General features: G+C 68.0%; 17 protein-coding genes and 2 tRNA genes. 8 read left to right on the top strand and 11 right to left on the bottom strand.

From position 1 onward, the window contains the following. Nucleotides 1-3 precede the first annotated feature (3 nt). Genes ACZLIF_RS14205 through ACZLIF_RS14180 form a run of 6 tightly spaced genes read left to right on the top strand, consistent with a single transcriptional unit; the run spans nucleotide 4 to nucleotide 5570 of the window. Complete coding sequence (locus ACZLIF_RS14205; protein ID WP_128989535.1) at nucleotides 4-606, top strand: GNAT family N-acetyltransferase; 603 nt, start codon at nucleotides 4-6, stop codon at nucleotides 604-606. After that, nucleotides 603-1556 (top strand): N-acetyl-gamma-glutamyl-phosphate reductase, encoded by a 954-nt coding sequence (argC, locus tag ACZLIF_RS14200; RefSeq protein WP_128989537.1) that lies wholly within the window; start codon nucleotides 603-605, stop codon nucleotides 1554-1556. The genes ACZLIF_RS14205 and argC overlap by 4 nt, the downstream gene beginning before the upstream one ends. 19 nt (nucleotides 1557-1575) lie before the next feature. After that, entirely contained in the window at nucleotides 1576-2871 is a 1296-nt protein-coding gene (argH, locus tag ACZLIF_RS14195) for an argininosuccinate lyase (protein WP_065181935.1), read from the top strand. After that, on the top strand, nucleotides 2871-3134 hold the full coding sequence (locus tag ACZLIF_RS14190; protein WP_065181936.1) for a YciI family protein: 264 nt from the start codon (nucleotides 2871-2873) through the stop codon (nucleotides 3132-3134). Before argH ends, ACZLIF_RS14190 begins: the two co-directional genes overlap by 1 nt. A gap of 10 nt (nucleotides 3135-3144) precedes the next feature. Continuing rightward, entirely contained in the window at nucleotides 3145-4302 is a 1158-nt protein-coding gene (gene proB, locus ACZLIF_RS14185; protein ID WP_128989539.1) for a glutamate 5-kinase, read from the top strand. After that, a complete protein-coding gene (locus ACZLIF_RS14180; RefSeq protein ID WP_128989541.1) occupies nucleotides 4299-5570 on the top strand; it encodes a glutamate-5-semialdehyde dehydrogenase in 1272 nt (423 codons plus the stop codon). Before proB ends, ACZLIF_RS14180 begins: the two co-directional genes overlap by 4 nt. Before the next feature lie 38 nt (nucleotides 5571-5608). On the opposite strand, the gene ACZLIF_RS14175 is transcribed toward ACZLIF_RS14180, so the two are convergent. From ACZLIF_RS14175 to ACZLIF_RS14150, 6 genes are all read right to left on the bottom strand, one after another. Next, the gene (locus ACZLIF_RS14175; protein WP_053519699.1) at nucleotides 5609-6814 is read right to left on the bottom strand and encodes a CynX/NimT family MFS transporter; all 1206 of its coding nucleotides are present in this window, start codon (nucleotides 6812-6814) and stop codon (nucleotides 5609-5611) included. Nucleotides 6815-7081: 267 nt separating this feature from the next. Beyond that, nucleotides 7082-7158: transfer RNA gene (locus tag ACZLIF_RS14170), tRNA-Pro, on the bottom strand. Between the two features lie 140 nt (nucleotides 7159-7298). Next, nucleotides 7299-7375: transfer RNA gene (locus ACZLIF_RS14165), tRNA-Pro, on the bottom strand. 55 nt (nucleotides 7376-7430) lie between these two features. After that, nucleotides 7431-7547 (bottom strand): cytochrome bd-I oxidase subunit CydX, encoded by a 117-nt coding sequence (gene cydX, locus ACZLIF_RS14160; protein WP_053520342.1) that lies wholly within the window; start codon nucleotides 7545-7547, stop codon nucleotides 7431-7433. 27 nt (nucleotides 7548-7574) lie between these two features. After that, nucleotides 7575-8726 (bottom strand): cytochrome d ubiquinol oxidase subunit II, encoded by a 1152-nt coding sequence (gene cydB, locus ACZLIF_RS14155; RefSeq protein WP_053520343.1) that lies wholly within the window; start codon nucleotides 8724-8726, stop codon nucleotides 7575-7577. Between the two features lie 17 nt (nucleotides 8727-8743). Next, nucleotides 8744-10333: a cytochrome ubiquinol oxidase subunit I gene (locus ACZLIF_RS14150; protein ID WP_478462061.1), complete on the bottom strand. Its 1590-nt coding sequence runs from the start codon at nucleotides 10331-10333 to the stop codon at nucleotides 8744-8746. A 228-nt stretch (nucleotides 10334-10561) separates the two neighbouring features. Between ACZLIF_RS14150 and cydD the strand changes: the two genes are divergently transcribed. Both cydD and cydC read left to right on the top strand, forming a co-directional pair. Beyond that, nucleotides 10562-12301, top strand: coding sequence for a thiol reductant ABC exporter subunit CydD (gene cydD / locus ACZLIF_RS14145; protein WP_128987918.1), 1740 nt, complete (start codon nucleotides 10562-10564; stop codon nucleotides 12299-12301). Beyond that, nucleotides 12298-13971, top strand: coding sequence for a thiol reductant ABC exporter subunit CydC (cydC, locus tag ACZLIF_RS14140; protein ID WP_128987919.1), 1674 nt, complete (start codon nucleotides 12298-12300; stop codon nucleotides 13969-13971). The genes cydD and cydC overlap by 4 nt, the downstream gene beginning before the upstream one ends. Before the next feature lie 13 nt (nucleotides 13972-13984). Here the strand turns inward: cydC and ACZLIF_RS14135 are convergent, their stop codons facing one another. From ACZLIF_RS14135 to ACZLIF_RS14115, 5 genes are all read right to left on the bottom strand, one after another. Then, entirely contained in the window at nucleotides 13985-14326 is a 342-nt protein-coding gene (locus tag ACZLIF_RS14135; protein WP_053520347.1) for a DUF1294 domain-containing protein, read from the bottom strand. Further along, nucleotides 14326-15438 (bottom strand): homoserine O-acetyltransferase MetX, encoded by a 1113-nt coding sequence (metX, locus tag ACZLIF_RS14130; protein ID WP_128987920.1) that lies wholly within the window; start codon nucleotides 15436-15438, stop codon nucleotides 14326-14328. The genes ACZLIF_RS14135 and metX overlap by 1 nt, the downstream gene beginning before the upstream one ends. A gap of 161 nt (nucleotides 15439-15599) precedes the next feature. Further along, nucleotides 15600-16592: a tetratricopeptide repeat protein gene (locus tag ACZLIF_RS14125; RefSeq protein WP_478462642.1), complete on the bottom strand. Its 993-nt coding sequence runs from the start codon at nucleotides 16590-16592 to the stop codon at nucleotides 15600-15602. Next, nucleotides 16586-17032, bottom strand: coding sequence for a cytochrome c-type biogenesis protein (locus tag ACZLIF_RS14120; protein WP_053516933.1), 447 nt, complete (start codon nucleotides 17030-17032; stop codon nucleotides 16586-16588). The genes ACZLIF_RS14125 and ACZLIF_RS14120 overlap by 7 nt, the downstream gene beginning before the upstream one ends. 4 nt (nucleotides 17033-17036) lie before the next feature. Beyond that, nucleotides 17037-17654: a DsbE family thiol:disulfide interchange protein gene (locus ACZLIF_RS14115; protein ID WP_053516864.1), complete on the bottom strand. Its 618-nt coding sequence runs from the start codon at nucleotides 17652-17654 to the stop codon at nucleotides 17037-17039. Between the last annotated feature and the right edge of the window lie 8 nt (nucleotides 17655-17662).

Raw genomic sequence — 17662 nt, 5'->3', positions numbered from 1 at the left:
ACGATGACCGTCACCGACACCTGGGCGACGGTGCCGACCCTGCGCGGCCAGCATGTGACGCTGCAGCCCTTGCAGCAGGGACACGTGGACGGCCTGCGTGCCGCGCTGGAAGGCAGCGGACTGGACCGGCTCTGGTACACCCAGGTGCCGGCGCCGGCACAGGCAGGCGCCTACGTACAGGCCGCACTGCAGGCGCAGGCGGAGGGCAGGGTGCTGCCCTTCGTCATCCGTGATGCCGCTGGCGACATCGTCGGCAGCACCCGCTTCTATGACCTGGATGCCGCCGTGCCCAAGCTCAGTCTCGGCTATACCTGGTATGCACCGCGCGCGCAGCGTACCGGTGCCAATACCGAGGCCAAGCTGTTGCTGCTGCAGCATGCCTTCGAGGTCATGGGCTGCATCAGCGTGGTGCTGGAAACCAGCTGGTTCAACACCACCTCGCGCACCGCCATCGCCCGCCTGGGGGCCAAGCAGGATGGCGTGCTGCGCAACCACAAGCGGCATGCCGACGGCACGCCGCGCGACACCGTCATCTTTTCCATCATCGATGCGGAATGGCAGGGCGTGAAGCGCCACCTGCAGTACCGTCTGGACAGCCACGCATGAACGATTCGATTTTCACCCTGGGCATCATCGGTGCCCGTGGCCATACCGGTGCCGAACTGATCAAGCTCGTTGCCGCGCATCCGCGCCTGCGCCTGGCGTTCGTATCCTCGCGCGAACGTGCAGGGCAGCGCCTGTCTGACCATCACCCGGAAGTGCAGGGTGACCTGCGCTACGAAAATCTCGACGCCGAGGCGGTGGCGGCCAAGGGCGTGGACGCGGTGATCCTGGCGCTGCCCAATGGTCTGGCGGCACCGTTCGTGGCCGCGCTTGAAAGCGCCCGGCCCGATACGGTGATCGTGGACCTGTCGGCCGATTACCGCTTCGATCACAGCTGGTACTACGGTCTGCCGGAGCTGACCCGCGGTCGCTACACCGGGCAGAAGCACATCAGCAATCCTGGCTGCTACGCCACCGCGATGCAGCTGGCGATCCATCCGCTGCTGGACCTGCTGGCCGGGCCGCCGCAGTGCTTCGGCGTGTCCGGCTATTCCGGTGCGGGCACCACGCCCTCCGACAAGAACAACGTCGAGCTGCTGGCCGACAACCTGATGCCGTACGCGCTGACCAACCACGTGCACGAGCGCGAGGTGTCGGTGCAGCTGGGGGTGGCAGTGGAGTTCATGCCGCATGTGGCGCCCCATTTCCGCGGCATCACCCTGACCGCCAATCTGTGGTTGAACCGCGCACAGACGCGCGAGCAGATCGTCGAGCGTTTCCAGCAGGCCTATGCCGGCGAAGCACTCATCGAGGTGGTGGATGACGCGCCGTGGGTCAGCCGCATCGCCGGCCGCCACGGTGCCCAGATCGGTGGCTTCACCCTGGCCCCGGGTGGCAAGCGGGTGGTGGTGGTGGCGACGCTGGACAACCTGCTGAAGGGCGCGGCCACCCAGGCCATGCAGAATCTCAACCTTGCGCTGGGCATCGACGAACTGACGTCGATCCCGCACTGAACCCGCATCCGGAGCCCCCATGGCAGACCTTCTTTGGCAGAAACCCGGCGTCGCTGTCGACGCCCAGATCCAGACCTTCCTCGCCGGCGATGACGTGATCCTCGACCGTGAGTTCTTCCTGCATGACATCGCGGCCAGCGCCGCGCATGCACAGGGCCTGCAGCACATCGGCATCCTCGCCGCCAGCGAGCTGGAGGGCCTGCTGCGCGAGCTGGAGGTGCTGGCAGACGACTTCCGCGCAGGCCGTTTCGTGCTGGATACGCGCTATGAAGACGGTCACTCGGCGATCGAAGCGCGCCTGACCGAGCGGTTGGGTGATGCCGGCCGCAAGATCCACACCGGTCGCAGCCGCAATGACCAGATCCTGGTCGCCACGCGCCTGTGGCTGAAGGAAAAGCTGCAGCGCGTCGCCCAGCTCAGCGCCGAGGTGGCCAAGGTCGCGCTCGACCGCGCGCAGGCGGAAAAGGACCTGCCGGTGCCGGGCTATACGCACATCCAGCGAGCCGTCGTGTCCTCGGCGGGCATGTGGTGGGCCGGCTGGGCTGAAGCCTTCATCGACAATGCCATCCGTGCACGTGACACCCATGCGCTGGTCGATGCCAACCCGCTGGGCACCGCCGCCGGGTATGGCGTGAACCTGCCGCTGGACCGTGAACACACCACGGCCGCGCTCGGTTTCGCGCGCATGCAGGTATCACCGATCTATGCACAGCTGTCGCGCGGCAAGTTCGAGCTGGCCGCCCTGGAGGCGCTGGGTGGCGCTACCCTGGACCTGCGTCGCATCGCCTGGGACCTGTCGCTGTTCACCAGCGCCGAATTCGGCTTCGTCGCACTGCCGGCGCAGTACACCACCGGCAGCTCGATCATGCCGAACAAGCGCAACCCCGATGTGATCGAACTGATGCGTGCCACCCATGCCAGCGTTGCTGCGGCGCGCACCGAAATCGAACAGCTGCTGTCGCTGCCGTCCGGCTACCATCGTGATCTGCAGTCGTCCAAGGGGGCCATCTTCCACGGCTTCGGTCGCGGCCTGGCCGCGCTGGAACTGCTGCCGGCGCTGCTGGCCAATCTGGAATGGCGCGAGGACAGGCTGCGCGCGGCGATCGACTCCGGCATGTATGCCACCGACGTCGCGGTCGAGGCCGCCGTGGCCGGCGTGCCGTTCCGCGACGCCTACAAGGCCGCCGCGGCAGGTGCCGACAGCGCAGGGCAGGGACGCACGCCGGAGGGCAGCCTGGCCGCGCGTGTCTCGCCGGGTTCGGCATCGGACCTGCGCCTGGATGAGCTGCGCGCGCGCTGGCAGGCGCTGTCCTGATGGCGGGCACCGTCTATCTGGTCCTGGCCATGCGCCGGCCCGGCTTCAGTGCCGCCGCTGTGCAGCCGCATCTGGATTTCCTCGATGGACTGCGTGCGCAGGGCCAACTGCAGCTCACCGGTGGTTTCGCCGACGGCAGCGGCGGTGCCTACGTGCTGTGCAACGTGGAGAGCCTCGCACAGGCGCAGGCCATCGTCGCCACGGATCCGCTGGTGACGATGCAGGCCTCCGAGCTGACCGTGCACGAATGGAATACGCGCTGAGAGCCCGGCCATGACCCCGCACGCCGCCCCCGTCGCTTCGCCGTTTCCCGAACAGGCGCTGCCGCCATGGCGACGTGCCGTCCTGAAGGTGGGCAGCAGCCTGCTCGCTGCCGATGGAGGCGGCCTGTCGCCACGCCACGCGCTTGGCCTGGCCCAGTTCGTCTCGGCCAATGTGCTGGCTGGCCGCGAAGTGGTGATCGTCTCGTCGGGCGCGGTCGCCGCCGGCCGCGCGATCCTGCCGCGTGCCGATGCGCCGGGCGCTGCGATGGCCGCGCGGCAGGCACTGGCTGCGCTTGGCCAGGCGCAGCTGATCGGCCTGTGGCAGCGCTTCTTCGAGCGCCCGGTCGCGCAGGTGCTGCTGACCCACGACGACCTGCGCAACCGCCGCCGCTACCTCAACGCCCGCGCCACCCTCACCGAACTGCTGCGGCTGGGTGCGCTGCCGGTGGTGAACGAGAACGACACCGTCTCGGTGGATGAACTCAAGCTCGGCGACAACGACAACCTCGCCGCGACCGTGGCGGCGCTGGTCGATGCCGACGCATTGTTCATCGCCACCGACATCGATGGCCTGTACAGCGCCGACCCGCGCACCGTGGTCGACGCACGGCCGCTGCACGATGTGCCGGAACTGGGCCCGGACGTGCTGGCGATGGCCGGCGGCGCCGGCTCGCGCGCGGGCACCGGGGGCATGCGTACCAAGCTGGAGGCCGCCGCCAAGGCCGGCCGGCTGGGTATCGAAACCTATCTGTTCAACGGCCGCAGCGGCGAGGTGGTGCGCGCGCTGGCGCAGGATCGCCTGTTCGGCACCCGGATCCATGCCGCACGCAGCCGTGAAGCGGCGCGCAAGCACTGGCTGCGCCATGCCCCCCTGGCCGATGGCGCGATCGTGATCGACGCCGGCGCGGCGCAGGCGATGCGCGAGAAGGGCGCTTCGCTGCTGCCCGGCGGCATCACCGGTGCCGACGGTGATTTCCGCCGGGGCGACATGGTGCAGGTGTGCTGGAACACCGCCGAAGGGCGGGTCTGCGTTGCCCGTGGTGTCAGCCAGTACGCGGCTGACGACGTGCGCCGCATCGCTGGCCGCCATTCGCGCGACATCCAGGCCGTGCTGGGCTACAACTATGGGGGCAGCGTCGTCCATCGTGACGATCTGGTGCTGCCATGACCGGACCGCAGGACACCCCGATGAGTGACATCCAAGCACAGGCACGCGCCTGCCGTGATGCGGCGCAGGCGGTTGCAGGCCTCGACAGCGAAGCGCGGCGCGCGCTGCTGCGGGCCATGGCACAGGCACTGGAAGTGAATGCCGGCCAGATCCTGGCCGGCAATGCACGCGACCTGGCCGCCGCGCGCGACAAGGGCGTCGGCAGTGCCATGCTGGACCGGCTGGCACTGGACCCGCCGCGTCTGCTGGCGATGGCCGACGCGGTGCGTGAGGTTGCCGCGTTGCCCGATCCGGTCGGGCAGGTGACCCGCAACGACGTCCGCCCCAATGGCATCCGCGTGCAGAAAGTGCGGGTGCCGCTGGGCGTGATCGCGATGATCTACGAGGCGCGCCCGAACGTGACCGCCGAAGCGGCCGCACTGTGCCTGAAGGCGGGCAATGGCGTGATCCTGCGTGGGGGCTCCGAGGCGATCCATTCCAATACCGCCATTGCCCAGGCATTGGCCGGTGCGTTGCAGGCCAACGGCGTTCCCCCCGCAGCGGTGACCGTACTGACCGACCTGCGGCGTGAGGCGATGCTGGAGCTGCTGCAGCTGCACGAGCTGATCGACCTGGCGATTCCGCGGGGCGGCGAAGGCCTGATCCGCTTTGTCGCCGAACACGCGCGCGTGCCGGTGATCAAGCACTACAAGGGCGTCTGCCATCTGTTCGTGGATGCCAGCGCCGATCTCGACCAGGCCATCGGCCTGCTGGTAGATGGCAAGTGCAGCCGGCCGGCCGCATGCAATTCACTGGAGACGCTGCTGGTGCATCGGCGCGTGGCGGCGGAGTTCCTGCCGCGCGTGGCGCAGTCGCTTGGCGAACGGGGCGTACAACTGCGCGCGGATGCCCACGCGCGTCCGTTGCTGCCGGGCAGCACCGAGGCGACCGACGAGGACTACGCAGCCGAATTCCTCGATCTGGTGTTGGCCGTGCGCGTCGTCGATGATCTCGATGGGGCAATCGCGCATATCCGCCGCTACACCTCCGATCACACCGAAGTGATCGCGACCACCGATGCCGTCAATGCCGAGCGGTTCGTCAATGCGCTGCGCTCGGCGGTGGTGATGGTCAACGCGTCCTCGCGCTTTTCGGACGGCGGCCAGCTTGGGCTGGGCAGCGAGATCGGCATCTCCACCACGCGCCTGCATGCTTATGGTCCGATGGGCCTGGAGGCGCTCACGGTCGAGCGCTTCGTGGTCCGCGGCGAGGGTCAGACGCGCGTCTGACCCCGGCAGCCGCCAGGCCTGCGCCGGCGGCGAGCCGTTTACCAGAGGTCTTCCAGCTTTCGCGGCTTGCAGGCCACCCACGATGCGCACAGCATCAGCGTGGCGCAGCCGAACAGGAAGCCGAACGGCAGCGTCCAGCCGTTGCTGACGGTATGCAGCCAACCGACCAGGAACGGACCCAGGCAGCTGAAGCTGTAACCCACGCCCTGCATGAAGCCGGACAGCGCGGCGGAACCGGTTGGGGTACGGGTGCGCAGATTGATCAGGGTCAGTGCCAGCGGGAAGGTCGAGGGGCCCACGCCGAGCAGGCAGGCCCACAGCAGCGGCGCCTTCATGGGGGCCAGCAGCAGGCCGGCAAAGGCGATCACGAATGACGAATAGCCGATCAGGACCAGCGGGAACGGATTCTGCAGGCGCACCGCCATCGACGGAATGACCAGCGACGGCAACAGGCCCAGCGCCGAGAACACCGCCACCATCACCCCACCGAACGCAGGTGTGGCGCCGGCTTCGACCACGATGCGCGGCAGCCAGGTGAACATCGAATAGGTCATCAACGATGTCATGCCGAACATCAGCGTCATGCTCCAGCCCAACGAGGTTCGCCAGACCTTGCCGTGAGGCTGCGCGGTGGGATCGGCAGCGTCGGCCTGCGGCTTCGGCGCGCGCCTGGCCAGTACCAGCCACGGCAGCGCGGCGGCCAATGCCAGCAATGCCCACATGCCCAGCGATACGCGCCAGCCGGCCGCGCTGGCCACCGGCACCGCCAGCAGTGCCGGCAGCATGGTGCCCAGCTGCAGCACGCTGATGTAGAGCGTGCTCATGGTGCCGACCTTGTTGGCGAAATAGCGCTTCACCAGCGGCGGCACCACCACGTTGCCGATGCCCATTCCAGCCAGCGCGACGACCGCGCCCAGCAACAGGGTGCCGACGTTGCCGGCGCTGGAGCGCAGCAGCAGGCCTGCCGTGGCCAGGATCATCGCCAACAGGGTGGTGCGCTCCAGGCCCAGGCGCCGGGCCACGGCCGGCGTGGCCACGCCGAACAGCGCGAACGAGGCGGTCGGCAGCATGCCCAGTACGCCGGTCATGGTGGTGCCGAATCCGAACTGCTGGCCCAGTACGTCCAGCAGCGGGGTGATCGAGGTGACGGCAGTGCGCAGGTTGACCGCCGCCAGCAGGATGGCGGCGAATGCCAGAACGCGGCCGTGCAGCAGCGACGGCGATTCGGATGAGGAGGAGCTCATGGTGGTCCTTGCAGGTGTCGCACGCCGCCACAGTGGCGTGCAGCGCCGGCATCGGTCTACGCCGACGCGGCAGGTGGGGGAGTGGACATCATTGTACGTGGCTGGCGGGCGGGGCGAGGTCCTGTCGGCGCAATCTGTCGCTATCGGCACTTTCCGGCACGCTGCGGCGCGCCTCTCCGGCGTCGCGTCCGGCGGGTCGCTGGACCGCAGACACAAAAAAACCCGGAGGACGATGGCGTCTTCCAGGCTTCTTGGTGACCACCGGAGTGGTCGGGGAGACAGGATTCGAACCTGCGACCTCTACGTCCCGAACGTAGCGCTCTACCAGACTGAGCTACACCCCGAAGGGAGCCGCCTATTCTAGCCATTCACCCCGATGGCGGCAAGGGGTGAACGCCGTTTCCTTCACGCTGCCGGGGCAGCGGCTCTTCAGGGAACAAAAAAGCCTGGACGACTTCACCAGGCTTCAATGCGACCACCGAAGTGGTCGGGGAGACAGGATTCGAACCTGCGACCTCTACGTCCCGAACGTAGCGCTCTACCAGACTGAGCTACACCCCGAAGGAGCCGCCTAAGATACCGTGTGAAGGCCTGGGCGGCAAGGTTTTTTTACATTTCAGCGACGATTCTCTGTGTCGATGCGGTTCTGTTCGCGGGCTTCGAACCACATGCCGTTGAGGATGGCGACCGTCGAGGCGAGGCCGGCGCCGAGGATCCAGGCGAAATACCACATGTTCGGTTCTCCTTGGGAGGCAGGGGATCAGTAGGCGTTGGGGTTGCTGCCCATTTCATCGCTGGTGGTCTTGCCCTTGAGCACGCGGTACACCCAGGTGGTGTAAGCGAGGATGATCGGCAGGAACACCACCGTGGCCAGCAGCATGATCCACAGGGTCAGATGGCTGGACGAGGCATCCCACACGGTCAGGCTGGAGGTGGGCTGGCTGGAGGACGGCAGCAGGAACGGGAAGATCGCGAAGCCGACGGTCAGGATGATGCCGGCGATGGCTGCGCCGGAGGCGATGAAGGCCAGGCCGCCGCGACGGGCACGCAGCAGCACCGCGCTGGCGAGCAGGCCAAGCAGGCCGACCAGCGGCGCCAGCAGGGTCGCCGGCATGGTGCTGTAGTTGCGCATCCAGCCGCCGGCCGCGCCCAGCTCGGCGCTCTTCAGCAGCGGGTTGGTGGCGCCGTCGGTGATCACCTGCGAGGTGATCTGGTAGCCCGGCAGGCCGAAGGCCACCCAGGCTCCCCCCACCGCAAACAGTGCGAAGGCGATCAGCGCGGCAATGCTGCCAAAGCGCGCCGAGCGTTCAGCCACCGGGCCGTCGGTCTTGATCACCAGCATCGCCGCACCGTGGGCCACCAGCATGGAAACGCTGAGCAGGCCGGCCAGCAGCGCGAACGGCATCAGCAGCCCGAAGAACGAGCCGGTGTAGAAGATGCGCATGCTGTCATCGAAGTGGAACGGCACGCCCAGCAGGACGTTGCCCACCGCCACGCCCATGATCAGCGCAGGGATGAAGCCGCCGATGAACAGCGCCCAGTCCCAGGTGTTGCGCCAGCGCTCGCCCGGCATCTTGCTGCGGAACTTGAAGCCGACCGGGCGCAGGATCAGGGCAAACAGGATGACGAACATCGCCAGGTAGAAGCCTGAGAAGCTGACCGCGTACAGCGGCGGCCAGGCGGCGAAGATCGCACCGCCACCCAGGATCAGCCACACCTGGTTGCCTTCCCATACCGGGCCGATGGTGTTGATCACCAGCCGGCGCTCGGCGTCGGTGCGGGCCACGAAAGGCAGCAGCGTGCCCACTCCCAGGTCGAAACCATCCATCACCGCGAAGCCGATCAGCAGGATGCCGAGCAGCAGCCACCAGATCACGCGCAGCGTGGTGTAGTCCAGAAGAATGAAATCCATCTTGGTTTTCTCCTGCCTCAGGCCTGGCCGGCGGCCGGCGCTGCGGCATTGTGGGAAGCATGCGGGCGGGGCGACTGCAGCGACGGCAGCACCTCGTCCGGACCCTTGCGGATCGCCTTGAGCATCAGCTTGATCTCGACCACGATCAGTGCGGTGTAGATCGCGGTGAAGCCGGCCAGGGTCAGCACGATCTGGTGCAGGGCCAGGCCCGATGCCGCGTAGAACGTCGGCAGCACGCCATCAACCGCCCAGGGCTGACGGCCGTACTCGGCCACGAACCAGCCGCATTCGATCGCGATCCACGGTGCCGGCAGCGTCCACAGGGCCAGCGTGAGGAACCAGCGCTTGTCCTGGAAGTTGTTGCGGCACGAGTAGTAGAAGGCCAATGCGAAGAAGGCGATCAGATAGAAGCCCAGGCCCGCCATCACGCGGAAGGTCCAGAACAGCGGCATCACGCGCGGCACGGTATCCATTGCCGCCTGCGAGATCTGTTCGGGGGTGGCGTTGAGGATGTCCTCGCGGTAGCGCTTGAGCAGCAGCCCATGGCCCAGATCCTGCCAGTGGCGGTCGAACATCTCACGGGCTTCGACGTCGTTCTTGTTGGCGCGCAGGCGTTCCAGCGCACCGTAGGCGAGCTGGCCGCCGCGTACACGGTGCTCGGCGCGCTCCACCAGTTCCAGGATGCCCGGGATCGGCTGGTCCAGCGAACGGGTGGCGATCAGGCCCATCAGGTACGGGATCTTCACCGCATAGTCGTTCTGGTGCGTCTGCTGGTTGGGAATGCCGAAGGCGGTGAAGTCCGCCGGGGCACGCTCGGTCTCCCACATCGCCTCGATCGCGGCCAGCTTCATCTTCTGGTGCTCGCTGGCGGCGTAGCCACTCTCATCGCCCAGCACCACCACCGACAGCGATGACAGCAGGCCGAACGCCGCGGCCACCGCGAACGAACGGCGGGCCAGGTCCTTGTGCTTGTTGCGCAGCAGGGACAGGGCGCTGATCGACATCACGAACACCGCGCCGGTCACGTAGCCGGCGCTGACGGTATGCACGAACTTGGCCTGCGCCACCGGGTTGAACACCACAGCCATGAAATCGACCACTTCCATGCGCATGGTTTCCGGGTTGAACACCGCGCCGGTGGGGTTCTGCATCCAGCCGTTGGCGATCAGGATCCACACCGCCGACAGGTTGGTGCCTAGCGCCATCAGCCAGGTGACCGTCAGGTGCTTGACCTTGCTCAGGCGGTTCCAGCCGAAGAAGAACAGGCCGACGAAGGTGGCTTCCAGGAAGAAGGCCATCAGCCCTTCGATCGCCAGCGGCGCACCGAAGATGTCACCCACATAATGGCTGTAGTACGACCAGTTCATGCCGAACTGGAATTCCATGACGATGCCGGTGGCCACGCCCATGGCGAAGTTGATGCCGAACAGCACGCCCCAGAACAGGGTCATCCGGCGCCAGATCTCCTTGCCGGTCATCACGTACACACTCTCCATGATGGCGACCATGAACGACAGGCCCAGGGTGAGTGGTACGAATAGGAAGTGGTACATCGCGGTCAGCGCGAATTGCAGCCGCGACAGTTCTACGACTGTCTGATCAATCATGGCCTGGCTACCTCGTTGGATAGTGCCGTTGCAGGTGGCGGGAAGGGTGGTCTACGACGTGAATGATGTGACCGACTACTTCAGACAGCCTTGATCCAGATCAATGTATGAACAGGTACGCGAAGAGATCGTATGCGGGCCCTGTGAAAACTGCGACCCCTGGCCGCAGGGGGAGGCTGTTGCCTGTGCCTACAATGCCATCCATCCTCCACTCCCTGTGAAGACCCTTTGAGCGCTGCCGAACCGACCGTCCTTTCGCCGGAAGCCGAGACGAACCGGCAGCGGCGTGCCCGCACCGCGTGGCTGGCCGACCTTGCGCGGGGGGCACGGGGCCGCCAGCGCCTGGCGGCCGTATGCATCAGCCTGTCCGGCGCGCTGCTGATCGGCCAGGCCGCCGCCATCGCCTGGCTGGTGCAGCAGGTGCTGGTGGAGCAGGCGCCGCTGTCCTCGGGCCTGCCGGTGCTGGCCGCACTGGCGCTGATCCTCCTGCTGCGCACGGCATTGGGCAGCGCGACCCAGGCTGCCGTCGGCGATGTTGCCGACACTGCCCGCCTGGCCCTGCGCGAGCGCGTGTTCGCCCGCCTGCTCGGCCACGGGCCGCTGTGGCTGCGGCAGCGCCGCACCGGCGAGCTGGGCGAGCTGCTGCTGCATCACGGTGATGCGATCGAGAATTATTACAGCGGTTTCCTGCCGGTGCGCACTGAGGTGGTGGTGGTGCCCGTGCTGATCCTGGCCGCGGTGGCCTGGGTGGATTGGGTGGTGGCGCTGATCCTGCTGTTCACGGCGCCGCTGGTGCCGTTCTTCATGATGCTGGTGGGGTGGGGCGCCGAAGCGGCAGGTCGCGCGCAGCTGGGTGAGCTGGCGCGCATGAGCGGCCATTTCGCCGACCGTATCAAGGGCCTGGGCCTGCTGCGCGTGTACGGACGGGGCGAGGCTGAGCTGGCGGGCATAGAAGCCGCTGCCGAGGGCGTGCGGATGCGGACGATGAAGGTGCTGCGGATCGCGTTCCTGTCGTCCACGGTGCTGGAGTTCTTCGCTTCCGTCAGCGTGGCGATGGTCGCGCTGTACCTGGGCTTGAGCTATCTGGGCATGATGTCGCTGCATGCGGCCGTGCCGACGTTGGGCGCCGGCCTGTTCTGCCTGCTGCTGGCACCGGAATTCTATGCACCGCTGCGACGGCTGGCCGCGCATTATCACGATCGTGCCAACGCGCTGGCCGCGGCAGCCGAAGTGGAGCGCCTGCTGCAGTCGTTGCCGGATGAGCAGGGATTGATCGAGAACGAGGTCGTGCCGCTGGCAGTGGAGCCGGCCGAGGCCGCCCTGCCGCCGCTGCAGGCGCAGGGCCTGGTGCTGCGCCCGCTGGGCGCGTCGCAGGATGTGCTGCAGGGCGTGGATGTGCTGCTGGAGCCAGGCCAGCGGCTGGCACTGGTGGGTGCCAGCGGCAGCGGCAAGAGCACGCTGCTGGAGGCACTGGCCGGCTGGCTGCCGCCGCGCGAGGGCAGGCTGATGCTGCGCCCCGGCGTGCAGGTGGCCTATGCCAGCCAGCGCCCCTATCTGTTCCACGGCAGCATCGCCGACAACCTGCGGCTGGCCGATCCTGGCGCCAGTGATGCACGATTGCGCGCGGTGGCCGAGGCAGCGCAGGTGCTCACGTTCGCGCAGGGGCTGCCGCAGGGGCTGGATACGATCATCGGTGAACGCGGCTTCGGCCTGTCCGGAGGCGAGGCACGACGCATCGGCCTGGCCCGCCTGCTGCTGCGCGACCCGCAGGTGCTGTTGCTGGATGAGCCGACCGCCTTCCTCGATGCAGATACCGAGGCCGCGCTGCTGCGCAGTCTTGCCGCCTACGCGCGCGGTCGCAGCGTGGTGGTTGCCACCCACAGCCCGGCCGTGATCGCCTGGGCTGATCGCTGCCTGCTGCTGCCGGAAGGACGTCTGGTCGAGCCGGCGCAGGCGGTGCACACATGAGCCGCTCGCCCGATACGCTGCGTGCGGTGTTCCTGCAGCAGCGGCCGCGCCTGCTGCTGACCATGCTGCTGCTGTGGACCACGATGCTGGCAGGTACCGCCCTGCTTGGCCTGTCCGGTGGCTTCCTCACCGCAGCGGCGCTGGCCGGTGCCGCCGGTCTCGGCCAGGGCTTCAACTTCTTTTCGCCTTCGGCCGGCATCCGTGGCCTGACCATGGCACGCATCGTTTCCCGTTATTTCGAGAAGCTGGTTGGCCACGATGCCACGTTGCGCATCGCCCGCGACCTGAGGGTGTGGTTCTTCCGGCGTGCCCTGCCGCTGGCGCCCGCGCGGCTGGGTGCCACCCGCACCGGCGAGCTGCTCGCGCGCCTGCTCGGTGATATCGGTGAAGTGGACGGCCTGCTGGTCCGCGCGCTGGGCCCGCTGGTCGCGCTGGGGGCACTGTCGATGGTAGCCGTGCTGTCGGCGGCGATGATCCTGCCGTCGGCAGCGGTGCTGTTGGCGGTGCTGGCTGCGCTGATTGCGTTCGGTGTGCCGTGGCTGGGCGTGCGTGGCCGCGATGGCGAGGAAGCGGATCGCGCCGCGCATCGAGCCGCACTGCGCACGGCCGCGTTTGAAGGACTGGAAGGCGCGGGTGATCTGGCGGCGCTGCATGCCGATGCGGCGTGGCAGCTGAAGGTGCGGGTGGCCGCCAAGCAGTTGGCCGCGCGTGATCGCCGTCGCCGCTGGCGCCTGATCGCCGCGTCGACACTGCACGGCAGCGTGGCCGGGCTCGGCCTGGTGGCCATGCTGGCACTGGCCCTGCATGCGGCCGAGCAGCAGCGCATCGCGGCTGAAATGGCAGCCGGACTGGTGTTCCTGACGGTGGCGCTGATCGAACTGTGGGCGGGGATGGGCCTGGCATGGCAGTCGTTGCAGTCCGGTCGCATCTCGGCCGATCGCCTGCAGTCCATCGTCGAGCAGCCGCCGGCCGTGGACGAACCGTTGGCACCGCAGCCGGTTCCGCTGCACGCACGCGTGCACTGGGATGACGTCCACTTCCAGTGGCTGGGGGCGGTACGCCCGGTGCTGCGCGGGCTGCAGCTGACGTTGGCGCCCGGCGAGCGCATCGCGATCCGTGGCGACAGTGGCTGCGGCAAGACCACGTTGTCCAGCCTGCTGCTGCGCCTGTGGGATCCGCAGCAGGGCCGGCTGACCTATGGCGGGCGGGACCTGCGTGATTTCGCCCAGGCCGATTGGCATCGGCAGCTGGCCTGGCTGCCGCAGAACGCCCCGGTGTTCGCCGGCAGCGTGGCGGAGAACCTGCGCCTGGGGGATCCTGATGCCGACGATGCTGCACTGTGGGCGGTGTTGCACAGGGTGCGGCTGGGCGAGTGGGCCGAGCGCAATGGTGGCCTGCTGGCCTGGGTTGGCGAGAACGGTGCGACGATGTCCGCGGGTCAGGCGCGACGCCTGGCGCTGGCCCGCGCGCTGTTGCGCAACGCGCCGATCCTGGTGCTGGACGAACCGACCGAAGGCCTGGACGTGGACACGGCCCATGCGCTGCTGCAGGATCTGGCCGGCCTGCTGGACGGTCGCAGCCTGTTGATGATCACCCATGACGACCTGCCCGATGGCGTGGTCGACGCGCAGTACCGGTTGCGCGATGGCGTGCTGATCCGCGAGGTGTGAGCGGCGCGCCTCATCAGGAAAATTCGCGCAGCATCACGGCGATCGAGGCCACATTGGCCAGCACGCACAACCCGAACACCCACTGGAACGCGGCTTTGCGATGCTTGTGGCGGAACGTCGCCTGGCCCAGCAATGCGCCGGGCCAGCCGCCGGCGAAGGCCAGCAGCTGGAGTGTCCGTTCCGGAATGCGCCGGTGGTTGCGTTGTGCGGCGCGCTTGTCATGGCCATACAGGCCAAACGACACGGCACTGGCCAGCAGGCACCAGCCGCCCAGCCACAGGGGCAGAACGCCGCTGATCGTCAGTGCGATCAGCGCGCCGAAGGCGGCCAGCGCGAGATGACGCCGCCATCCCACTAGAGCGTGTCGAGGAAGCTGCGAACAGCCGGGCCGAACCGATCGAAATCGACCAGGAAGGCATCATGGCCCTGCGGCGAGTCCAGTCCGGTGAAGCGTGCATCGGCGCCGCCGGCGCGCAGGCCGTCGGCCACCTGCTGCTGCTGCTGCACCGGGAACAGGATGTCGGTGTTGGCACCGATGGCCAGCGCCTTGTCCACACGGATCCTGGCCAGTCCAGCCATGACATCGCCATTGGCATACTCGGCCAGGTCGAACCAGTCCATCGAGCGGCTCAGGTACAGATAGCAGTTCGGATCGAAGAAGCGCACGAAGCGGCGCGCGTGGCCTTCGAGATAACTTTCGACCTGGAACTCAAGGCCGAACGGATCGTCGTCGGCCTGGTCCGAATCCAGGCGCACGCGGCCGAAGCGGCCGTCCCATTCCAGCGCCGAGCGGTAGGTGATCACCCCCAGCTTGCGCGCCATGCGCATGCCGGATTCAGGGTACTGGGTGTCGTCGTAGCGGCCACTGTTCCAGCGTGGATCGAGACGGATCGCTTCCCGCTGCAGCGATCGGATGGCGATGGAGAACGGCAGCGCCTGCGCACTGCCGGAAATGTTGATGTGGCTGCGCGCGATTCCCGGATGCAGCATCAGCACCGCCAGCGCGGTCATGCCGCCCATCGAGTTGCCGATCACGCATGCCAGCCGTTCGATACCCAGCGCACGCACCACCTCGACGGCGGCGCGTGCGCCGTCTTCGATCGACAGTTCGGGAAAGTCGAGTCGGTACGGTTCGCCGGTCGCCGGATTGATCGATGCCGGTCCTGTCGAGCCCTTGCAGCTGCCCAGCGAGTTCACGCAGACCACGAACCAGTGGTCGGTATCGATCGGCTTGCCCGGCCCGAGCATCGCCTCCCACCAGCCCGGTGCGGGATTGCCTGCGTTGCCGGCGGCATGTGCGTCCGGCGACAGGCCGGTGACGATCAGGATCGCGTTGCCCCCATCGGCAGCCAGCGTGCCCCAGGTCTCGTAGGCCACGCGCGCACCGTGCAGGGCGCCGCCGCGCTTGAACGGGAAGGGCGAAGGCAGGGCATGGAAGCGGGTGCCGGGCGGAATGAATTCGGTCATGCGGGCATTCTAGCGGGGCCACATGTGGAGCTGGCGACACGCTGGTTTCCATCAGCGGGCGAATGTCGCACGCCAACCCTCTGTCGGGCATGGCCCGGCGCTACCGATGGCAAGCGCACAGGTAGCGCCGGGCCGTGCCCGGCGAGCGCAGCGGTGCGGTGTTACGGAAACCGCAGTTCCACCACGTCCTCATGCGGCAGGGTCACCTTTACCGGCAGGCTCTGCAGGTCACCGTCGCCGCGATTGGCACTGCCACTGCGCGAGATCCGCGCCAGCACTTCCACCTCGCGATGCGCTGACAGGGGGGCGGTGGGCATTGGACTGTCGCCGTCGCCAAGTCCGACCGTGCCGGGAAAACCAGCCAGAGGCAGCTTGCGCACCGCGACCGGCATCGGCGGGCCGCCGACCGCACGTGCCAGCACGAAGATCTGCGCGCCCGCGGGCCATTGCGCATGCTGCACGGAGACGGGCAGCTGCACACGCACCTGCAGCAGTGCAGGCGAGGTCGCCGGGGCCGGATCATGTGCCTGTGCGGCCGCTTCGCGGGCAATGGCGATCTGTGCCTGCAGCGCCTGCGCGGCACCCGGTTCCAGGTGCGGCAGCAGGCCGCTCCAGACATCGGCGGCTTCGTTGTTGCGGCCGCGCTGGCGCAGGGCGATGCCGAGCAGCCAGCTGGCCCGTTCGGCTTCGGGCGCCAGCGTGCGCGCCCGCTGCAGCCACGATACAGCGGTGTCGTCGAACTGCTTTCCGGCATCGGCCTGGGCGCGCGCCTGTGCCGCTTCCACCAGCACGCCCGGGTCGTCCGGTGCCAGTGCCACCGCGCGTGCGAAGGCTTCGGCAGCCGCGGCGGCGTTGCCCAGTTCGCTCTGCGAGCGGCCGAGCAGGGCCCAGCCATCGGCACGTTGTGGATCGCGCTGCAGCGCGCCCTGCAGGGCCTGCACGCCCTCGCGCAGGGTCGCCACCGATGGCGCCGGCTGCACCCGTGCCGCCTGCGGGTTCCCCACCAGCTGGTACAGGCAGGCGCCGGCGATGCCCACGGCAACCACGGCGACGACGAAGCCGGTGCGGCCTTGCCGCCGCAGCGGCCACAACACCAGCAGCGCAGTGAGCGCAGCGCTGGCGGCAGCCGCGAAAAGCAGCCAATCGTTCACCAGTCCTCTCCCACGTCGGCCGATGTCGGCGGTGCGGCGGCCACGGTGCGGGCACGACGGCGGACGATGCCCACCACCACCAGCGCGCCGGCGCCCAGTACCAGCAGCGGACCACCCCACAGCAACCAGGTGCCCGGCTGCAGTGGGGGCTGGTAAAGCACGAAGTCGCCATAGCGGGCGACGAGGAAGCGCTTGATCTGCGTATCGTCATGGCCCTGCTGCATCAGCTGCAGTACCTCCCGGCGCAGGTCCTGGGCGATCTGGGCGTTGGAATCGGCCAGCGACTGGTTCTGGCACTGCACGCAGCGCAGCTGCGCGGCGAGGTCGTGGAAACGACGCTCCTCCGCTGCATCACGGAACTGCAGCGGCTTTGGGTCATGCAGTGGTTGCTGCGCCAGGCCGGGCAACGACCCGGCCAGCAGCAGTACCAGCAGCCCGCGCAGGCCGCTACGGAGCAACGCGCTGCGAACCGGCCGCATCGTTCTGAGCCTTCTCGATCTTCTCCAGCGCCGGGATCAGCTTCTCGTCGACCACCTTCTGCGTCATCGCTCCGCTGTACTTCCAGCGCACGATGCCGCTGCCGTCGACGAGGAAGGTCTCCGGCGCGGCCGTTACGCCCCAGTCGATCGCGGTACGGCCTTCGATGTCGCTGAGCACGACCATGAACGGATTGCCCAGCTGTTCCAGCCAGTGCAGGGCATCGGTGGGGTCGTCTTTCCAGTTGTAGCCGATCACGCGCACGCGCTTGCTCTCGGCGAAACGGGTCAGTACCGGGTGTTCCTCGCGGCAGGCCGCGCACCAGCTGCCCCAGACGTTCAGCAGATAGGGCGCACCGCGCAGTTCTTCGCTGCGCACGATCATCTGCGGATCGTGCAGCACCGGCAGCGCGAAGGCGGGGGCGGGCTTGTCGATGAGGGCCGAAGGCAGCACGTCGCGCTGCGGGTCGCCCGACTTCATCACGCCGTAGATCATCAACCCGAGCAGGCCGAAGAAGAACAGCACGCCGATAACGATGGCGACCGGCGGCAGCGGGCGGGAGGGGCGCGGGGCGGGGGACTCGGACATGGAAACTC

Source organism: Stenotrophomonas sp. 2201_Sma, from assembly GCF_056486685.1.
This window is presented reverse-complemented; position numbering and strand designations above follow the sequence as displayed.